The 5,324-nt window shown below is 70.2% G+C and carries 8 protein-coding genes; 4 read left to right on the forward strand and 4 right to left on the reverse strand.

Translation table 11 applies throughout. The features are described from left to right. On the reverse strand, positions 1-717 hold a 717-nt coding region (locus AB0K34_RS45880; protein ID WP_364554813.1), incomplete at its 3' end, for a YafY family protein. A 91-nt stretch (positions 718-808) separates the two neighbouring features. Between AB0K34_RS45880 and AB0K34_RS45885 the strand changes: the two genes are divergently transcribed. Continuing rightward, positions 809-1,345: a VOC family protein gene (locus AB0K34_RS45885; protein ID WP_301174021.1), complete on the forward strand. Its 537-nt coding sequence runs from the start codon at positions 809-811 to the stop codon at positions 1,343-1,345. A 388-nt stretch (positions 1,346-1,733) separates the two neighbouring features. On the opposite strand, the gene AB0K34_RS45890 is transcribed toward AB0K34_RS45885, so the two are convergent. Beyond that, on the reverse strand, positions 1,734-2,366 hold the full coding sequence (locus tag AB0K34_RS45890) for a CGNR zinc finger domain-containing protein (RefSeq protein WP_301174071.1): 633 nt from the start codon (positions 2,364-2,366) through the stop codon (positions 1,734-1,736). A gap of 88 nt (positions 2,367-2,454) precedes the next feature. On the opposite strand from AB0K34_RS45890, the gene AB0K34_RS45895 reads away from it, so the two are divergent. Both AB0K34_RS45895 and AB0K34_RS45900 read left to right on the forward strand, forming a co-directional pair. Further along, positions 2,455-2,790, forward strand: a complete 336-nt coding sequence (locus AB0K34_RS45895) for a VOC family protein (RefSeq protein ID WP_138641082.1) — start codon at positions 2,455-2,457, stop codon at positions 2,788-2,790. A gap of 52 nt (positions 2,791-2,842) precedes the next feature. After that, positions 2,843-3,259, forward strand: coding sequence for an SRPBCC family protein (locus tag AB0K34_RS45900; protein ID WP_138641084.1), 417 nt, complete (start codon positions 2,843-2,845; stop codon positions 3,257-3,259). 178 nt (positions 3,260-3,437) lie between these two features. Here the strand turns inward: AB0K34_RS45900 and AB0K34_RS45905 are convergent, their stop codons facing one another. Then, positions 3,438-3,638 (reverse strand): hypothetical protein, encoded by a 201-nt coding sequence (locus tag AB0K34_RS45905; RefSeq protein ID WP_138641086.1) that lies wholly within the window; start codon positions 3,636-3,638, stop codon positions 3,438-3,440. Between the two features lie 559 nt (positions 3,639-4,197). Here AB0K34_RS45905 and AB0K34_RS45910 point away from each other — a divergent pair. Continuing rightward, a complete protein-coding gene (locus tag AB0K34_RS45910; protein WP_138641087.1) occupies positions 4,198-4,695 on the forward strand; it encodes a VOC family protein in 498 nt (165 codons plus the stop codon). Here the strand turns inward: AB0K34_RS45910 and AB0K34_RS45915 are convergent. Continuing rightward, a complete protein-coding gene (locus AB0K34_RS45915) occupies positions 4,628-5,107 on the reverse strand; it encodes an ATP-binding protein (protein WP_364554816.1) in 480 nt (159 codons plus the stop codon). The genes AB0K34_RS45910 and AB0K34_RS45915 overlap by 68 nt on opposite strands. Between the last annotated feature and the right edge of the window lie 217 nt (positions 5,108-5,324).

Here is a 5,324-nt window from a genome sequence, read left to right on the forward strand (position 1 = left end):
GGCGCGGTAGACCGGCGCCATGGCCAGGGCGGCTCGCGCGAGGTGGGTCTGCAGGTCCTCCTCGGGCAGGTGCCGGGAGGTGCGGGCGCCCGTGCCGCGCGGAGTCTGGATGCGATCGGCTCGGAAGGTGCGCCAGGCGTCGCGGTCGATGTCGAAGGCGAACAGGTACCAGTGGCGGTGAGCGCTGACCAGCCGCTGCGGTTCGACGTGCCGGGTGGTGATCGCGCCTTCCCGGTCCCGGTAGCGCATCCGCAGCCGTTCCCCGCCCGCGATGGCGGTGGCGAGAGCGGTGAGGACGTCGGGGTCGGCGGTGCGGCCGGGGGGCATCCAGCCCGAGATCGAGCCGCCCAGGGCGCGGACGCGGTGGCGCAGGCGGGTGGGCAGCGCATTGCTCAGCTTCGCCAGGGCCCGGATCCCCGCCTCCTCCAGTTCGGGCAGACCTTGCGCCGCGACGGTGCGCAGCCCCAGCGCGACGGCGACCGCCTCGTCGTCCTCCAGCAGCAGTGGCGGCAGTGCCGAGCCCGCGACGAGCCGGTAGCCGCCGTGCGCGCCGAGGTCGGCCTCGATCGGATAGCCCATCTCGCGGAGCCGCTCGACGTCCCGCCGGACCGTGCGATGGGTGATGCCGAGCCGCTCGGCCAGTTCGCTCCCGGGCCAGGTGCGCGGCGTCTGCAGAAGCGAGAGCAGCGACAGCAGCCGCGAAGTGGGTCCGGACATGGTGCACAGGATGCCCGGCATCTAGGACCGGAACAAGCCTAGATCCCGCCTACGTTCGTCTTCGACAGCCGAGCGACAAGAAGACAGGATCATGATGTCCGAGCAGATCAGCGCCGCCCCCGAGGGCTACACCAGCGTCGCGCCGTGGGTCGTCACCGACGACACCGGAGCCTTCCTCGACTACGTCTCCCAGGCATTCGACGGCACCGAACTCGGCCGGGTGGCCACCGAGGACGGGCTGATCGGCCACGGCGAGATCCGCGTGGGCGACACCGTCGTCCTCGCCTTCGACCGACGTCCCGACTGGCCCGCCATGCCGAGCCTCCTGCGCGTGTTCGTACCCGACGCCGACGCGGCGTTCGCCCGCGCCGTCGAGGCGGGCGGCACCGTCGTCACCCCCATCGCCTCCGACGCCTTCGGGCAGCGGGGCGGCCGGATCAAGGACCCCTTCGGCAACATCTGGTGGGTGGTCGCCCACGTCGAGGACGCTCCCGAACAAGAGATGTGGAAGCGCCTGCAGGAACCCGTCTACGCGGCGGGCATGCGCGTCGCCCAGGAGACATTGGACGCCGAACTCAGCGGCCGTGTCCGAGGCCGCAGCAGCGCACCGGTCCGGCTGCCGCACTGACGGGGACAATGGGGCCGCTCGCCCCCTCGCGGGCCGGCGGCCACGCAGCCCGCTTGCGCTCACGCGCCCGGAGCTCTCAACGTGACCGGCTGTTCGGGAGCAGCTTCAGCCTTGCTTCCGAGCGGGGTGCCGTCGGGTGTGGGCGCGGGATACCCGACGAGTTGCTGTCACCCACCTCACCCGGCCAAAGCGGCGAAGCGGATTTCTTCGGCGTCATGATGTGGACGTCGGGGCGGATACGGCCGATCTCGACGGCTGCAGATGGTGACCGCTTTGCCCCGGCCGCGCGGCAGCCGGCAGACGCACGATCGCGCAGATTCGTGGTCGGCGTGGCCACTGATCAGATGTTCGGTGAGCCGATGCTCCGCCCGGCACGGACGGCGCGGCGTCATCGGTTCGCCGGCTGGCCCCCGGTCGAGGGCGCGGCGGATTTACGGTGGTGGGAGGCGCGGGCTTTGGCGCGGTTGCCGCAGATGTCCATGGAGCACCAGGTCCGGCGCCGGTTGCGGGAGTGGTCGTAGTAGGCCCATCGGCAGCTCGGTTCCCGGCAGGCCTTGAGCCGCGTCCACGTGCCGTCCGCCACGGCCTCGGCCACGACGGCGAGCAGGCTCGCCAGCGCCGCCTCCACCGGCGCCCGGGTGCGGGCGACCAGCCGGGGCGGGGAGACGGTCACGTCGAGCATCAGCGGGAACTCGCGGGTGAGGTCGGCGAGCTCGGCGCGAGCGGCGGGGTTCAGGCCGTCCGGGCGCGGGCTGGAGACCGGCGGGGCGTTGTTGTCGGCGATCAGCGCGCGCAGCCCCTCGCGGATCCGTTCGCCGCGGTCGCGCTGCTCGGCGTTCACCACCGTGCCTGCCGGCATGAGGCCGCGGGCGTGCAACCACGTCGCCAACTGGTCCGGGGTCGCGATCTCGTCGCCGTCCCGGCGGCGGGTGTTGACGAACTCCTCGATCACACGCAGCGGCATCGGTGCCGTCCCGGTCGTGAGGTTGTCCGGCACGGGCTCGGCGGCATGCTCGTTCATCACGACTCGCACCCTACCCGGCTATCAGAGATGGTAGGTTACCTAACCGACGTAACCGATACGTCAGTTAGATCAGAAGGGATCGCTGGTGAGCATCAGCATCGGCAACATCTGCATCGACACCAACGACCTGGCCGGCAGCACCGCCTTCTGGCAGGCGGTCACCGGCTACCAGGTCGCGTCCTCGGACGAGGGCACCACCTACCTGGAGGACGCGAACAAGAGCGGCGTCGGCCTGTCCCTGCAGGCCGTCCCCGAACGCCGGGACGGCAAGAACCGGCTCCACCTGGACCTGTTCACCGACGACCTGGCAGGCGAGGTCGACCGCATCCGGGCCGTTGGCGCGAGCGAAGTGCGGCGCTTCGACGGCTGGGTCGTGCTGGCCGACCTCGAAGGCAACCAGTTCTGCGTCGTCGCCGCGTAGACGCGCTCACCACCGCGCGAGACCGGTTCCCACCACTACGGAAGAGACAGACATGGCCTCCGTGCAGAAAGAGATCATCATCGATGCCGACCCCGCGGCCGTGTGGGCGGTCATCAGCGACTTCACCGACGGGCCCGTCCGGATGGCCCCGGGTTTCGTCACCGACAGCCGGCTCGACGAACCGGACGTCAGGGTCGTCACGTTCGCCGACGGAACAGTGCTGCGGGAGCGGCTCATCGCGCTCGACGATGAACTGCGCCGGCTCGTCTTCTCGGTCATCGGCGGCACCATGCAGACGGCACACGACAACGCGTCGATGCAAGTCGTCCCGCACGGGGACGGCCGCAGCCGGTTCGTCTGGATCCACGACGTGCGACCGGACGAGCTCACCATCCCGATGGCGGCCGGAATGGACCACGGCCTGAACATCTTCAAGCAGGCGCTGGAGTCCACCAAACACCCCGGCTAGGTCAGTCGCGCGACTCCAAGAACCCCGACGGCCCCGCCCTGGTGCTCATACCACCCACCAGAACAGCAACCTGCTCCGCCAGGTCAAGACCGGCCGGCACGACCTGTAACCCAGGCCGCGCACCAGACGGGCCTCGACCGATCCGAACTCGGTCGAGGCCCGCCCGCGTCCATCATCATCACCCGCCGACCAGGTTGCCGTGCCAGTCGACGCCCGCGCAGCAGCGGTCCGCTGCTGATGCCGTGGCCGGCGGGGATGAGCGCCCACCGAGCGGGGCCGCCGCAGCCAGCCCGCGGCAGACCAGTCTCGCCTGGCCGAGCAAGAACACGGCCACGGTGATCGAGACGTTCACCCGGACCCGCGCGTCGTGTTCGCTCATCGTCGCCGGGCACCGGTCGATCACCGGCTGCGGAACGGCTGACGCCCCATCCCCGGCACACCCCCTGCGAATACTCGCCCGGGAGCTGCGAGCCAGCCGAGCTGCGGCGCCTTTACGCTGCGGCGGACGTGACGATTGTCAGCCGCGCCGCCGGGGCCACCAGGGATCCGGGCCGCTCATGGACGCCATCCGGCACGGCGACGCCGGACGGCTGGCCTGCACACCCCCGAGCAGGCCCTGGCCCGCTTCACCGCCCCGCACGCTCGGCTTCCGCACTGACCGGATGACCTCCTCATGACCGGCACACCGGCCGGCCGTACCAGGAACGAGCGCTACGGAGTTGTGTGCGACTCGTCGGCGATCCACTCCACCATGCCCCCGTGGGAAGGGCGGCGGATGGTGGTCGCCTGCTCCACGGCTTTCCGGCCCCGCGGCGGGGCGCGGCCAGGTGGGACGGCCTGCGGCACGGAACGGAGTGGTATCTAGGACCGGAACTGCCCTAGACGGGGGTTAGCGTCACCACCGCATGAGGGCACTCAACATCCCAGGAGGCAGTCAGATGTCCGTCAAGCCGGTTCCCCAGGGCTACCACACCGTGACGCCGTGGATCATCTCGCGCGACACGGTGCAGCTCATCGACTACATGAAGAGGGCCTTCGGCGCGGAGGAGTTCGCGTGCCTTGCGGGCAAGGACGGGGCCATCGAGCATGCGGAGGTACGGATCGGCGACTCAGTGGTGATGATGTTCGACGCGCGGCCGGAGTGGCCGCCGACCCCTGGCTTCCTCCGCCTTTACGTCGAGGATGCCGACGTCGTGCACCATCAGGCCGTTGCGGCCGGCGGCACCTCGGTCACCGAGGTCACCCACCTGTTCTTCGGAGACCGGGTCGGGCGGGTACGCGATCCGCTGGGCAACCTGTACTGGATCCAGACCCGTGTGGAGGACCTGAGCCCGCAGGAAATGGAACGCCGCCTCGCCGACCCAGAATTCACCAAGGCCATGGAGTACGTCCAAAGCGCCGACTTCTTCCCCGCCCGAGGATCCAACCTCGGCTGACGTCTAGGAGCGAGAAACGGCTGCGGAGTTGCGACCGTCCTCGACGACGGCACCGGCGGCATCCGCCGATCGTCATCGGCGGGTTCCCTCGGTGCCGTCGGGGTCGTTTGTCGGGGCTGTCGGCGAGGCTGGGGTGGTGCGGGTGCAGTGGGAGTTGGGCGGCGACTTCTAACCCGCCTGCGAGCAGCGGGCCGGCATGCAGCCGTCCGCCGAGTGAGGTCGCCCGTTCGCGCATACCGATCAGCCCGTACCCGGAACCGGGCGTTGCTCCAGCGGGTGGAGTTCCTCCGGGGTCGGTGATGGTGATGTCGAGCCGGTCGGTGGTGTAGCGGAGCCGCACGTGGGCTTGCGCAGCTGGGGAGTGCTTGGTGACGTTGGTCAGGGCTTCCTGGATGATGCGGTAGGCGCCCAGGTCGGGGCTTCGTCAGTAGGTGCACACGACCTGTGCACCGCTCACGCTCGCAGATCAACATCCCCGGGAACGCCCGCCCCGGCCGTCAGGGACGATGCTCCAGAGCCGGGGCGGGACTTCGAGGTTGATCACGGGGGATTGCGGGCGAGGCGGCGGCGGTGCCCTTCGGCGGTGTCGGCGAAGTCCTGTTCGTCGCCCTTGCGGTAGTGGCGGTAGA

The sequence above is a fragment of the Actinomadura sp. NPDC049382 genome (assembly GCF_040677125.1).
In the GTDB taxonomy this organism is placed as follows: domain Bacteria; phylum Actinomycetota; class Actinomycetes; order Streptosporangiales; family Streptosporangiaceae; genus Spirillospora; species Spirillospora geliboluensis.

Excerpts from the sequence above, each read along its gene's own strand:
- AB0K34_RS45885 (WP_301174021.1), top strand. The coding sequence starts at position 809 with ATGATGTCCGAGCAGATCAGCGCCGCCCCCGAGGGCTACACCAGCGTC.
- AB0K34_RS45890 (WP_301174071.1), bottom strand. The coding sequence starts at position 2,366 with ATGAACGAGCATGCCGCCGAGCCCGTGCCGGACAACCTCACGACCGGG.
- AB0K34_RS45900 (WP_138641084.1), top strand. The coding sequence starts at position 2,843 with ATGGCCTCCGTGCAGAAAGAGATCATCATCGATGCCGACCCCGCGGCC.
- AB0K34_RS45905 (WP_138641086.1), bottom strand. The coding sequence starts at position 3,638 with ATGAGCGAACACGACGCGCGGGTCCGGGTGAACGTCTCGATCACCGTG.
- AB0K34_RS45910 (WP_138641087.1), top strand. The coding sequence starts at position 4,198 with ATGTCCGTCAAGCCGGTTCCCCAGGGCTACCACACCGTGACGCCGTGG.